This window comes from Catenulispora pinisilvae, assembly GCF_015356865.1.
Lineage (GTDB): Bacteria > Actinomycetota > Actinomycetes > Streptomycetales > Catenulisporaceae > Catenulispora > Catenulispora pinisilvae.
Map to the genome: position 1 here is coordinate 1 of NZ_JAAFZA010000482.1, position 1,777 is coordinate 1,777.

General features: G+C 67.6%; 1 protein-coding gene. It reads left to right on the plus strand.

The window, feature by feature from the left end:
• Positions 1 to 396 precede the first annotated feature (396 nt).
• Positions 397 to 1,777 (plus strand): NB-ARC domain-containing protein (locus IZR01_RS49040; RefSeq protein ID WP_267255017.1); only part of this gene is annotated, 1,381 nt, incomplete at its 3' end.

The following is a 1,777-nucleotide window of genomic DNA, read 5'->3' on the forward strand; positions in this document are numbered from 1 at the left end:
GGCGCGGGCCAGGATCCCCCGATCATCCCGGCCCCGACACCCCTGCAACTACGACTACTCGACCTGCTTGGCATCGACCCACGCCGACTCCGCTGACGATCCTCAGGGCGCGGAATACGGGGCTAGCACGACACGTGGGCTCAAAATGGGCCCATCAGGGCCGGCAAGTACCGTTTCCACAGGTCGCAGCAGCCGCCTGCGCCGAGAGCGCAGAAACTGCGGCTGACCCCTACGTACTCCCCCGCCGACGACCAGACGTAATCGTCTTGGCGCGCTCATCCCCCCACCGCTCGCCCATAAGTTGTGAGCTTCGATGTGCCATAGTCTGGACGAGTCTGTACACCTACTTACTCCACGCGCGGCGGTAGTGTGTGGGATCGTCGGGGAGCGCGCAAGATGGCTGTGAACGAGGCGCCGGATCCTTCCCAGGCCCGTAACCTGGCGGAGTTCATCACGGTCCTCGGGGAGCTGCGGCAATGGGCCGGCGGTCCGTCCTATCGGGTGTTGGCCAAGCGTGTCGGTCCGCTGTCGCGGCCGCCGCAGGTCATCGCGCACACCACTGTCTCCAGCGTCTTCGGGGCGCAGCGCCGCCGTTTGGACATCGATCTCGTGACGACTATTGTTCGGGCGCTCGGTGTGGACGAGCCAGAGGTGGCTCGCTGGCGACAGGCTTGCGTCCGGGTGCATGTCAAGGCCAAGGCCAACAGCCTGACCGCGGTGCTTCGGCAACTACCCGCGAACCTCGCCGCCTTCACCGGGCGCGATGCCGAACTAAAACAACTCCTTGATATAGCGGCCACTGTTGGTGGCGAGGCGACGACGGTGGTGCTCTCCGCGATCGACGGCATGGCGGGGATCGGCAAGACCGCGTTGGCCGTACATGCTGCTCACCTGTTGGCCGAGAACTTCCCCGACGGGCAGTTGTTCGTCGACCTGCAGGCCCACACAGCCGACACCGGCCCCCGCGACCCGAACGAGGCCCTGGGCCGGCTTCTGCAAGCCCTCGGATTGGACCCTCAGGCCATCCCGCCGGAGTTGGAGGAGCGGGCCAAAGTCTTCCGGAACCGTCTGGCCGGCAGCCGCACCCTGATCCTGCTGGACGACGCCGCCAGCGAACAGCAAGTCCGTCCTCTGCTTCCCGCCGCACCCGGATGTTTGGTCCTGGTCACGAGCCGCAACCGCCTCAAAGCCTTGGACGACGCCCACCCGCTGCCGCTGGACGTCTTGGACCCGGCTGAAGCGCTCGTCCTGCTGCGCCGCCACGCCGGGCCCGGCCGCATCGCCGCCGACGACCTGGCGGTCGCCCGCATCGCCGAGTTGTGCGGATACCTGCCGCTGGCGCTGCGCATCATCGCCGCCAACCTGGCCGACCTGGCCGTCTTCAACGACGGCGACCGCCAAGTGCGCGCCGCCTTCGACCTGTCCTACGACAACCTCACCTCCGGCCAGCAAATCATGTTCCGCCACCTCGGACTGATCCCCGGCCCTGACAGCGACAGCTATGCGGCTGCCGCACTCCTGGACACCGGCCTGAGCGAAGCCGACACACTGCTCCAAGACCTCACCGACCGCAGTCTGGTCACCGAGACCGCCCCCGGCCGCTACCGACTGCACGACCTGCTGCGTGAGTACTCCCACGCCCTCGCCGTCACCCATGAATCCGCCAAGCAGCGCAAGACGGCATTGGACCGCCTCCTGCACTACTACGCCCACACCGCGCAAACCGCCTCTGGACCCATCGCACGATGGCCGCGGCCCGCCCCCGACGGCCCGGCCC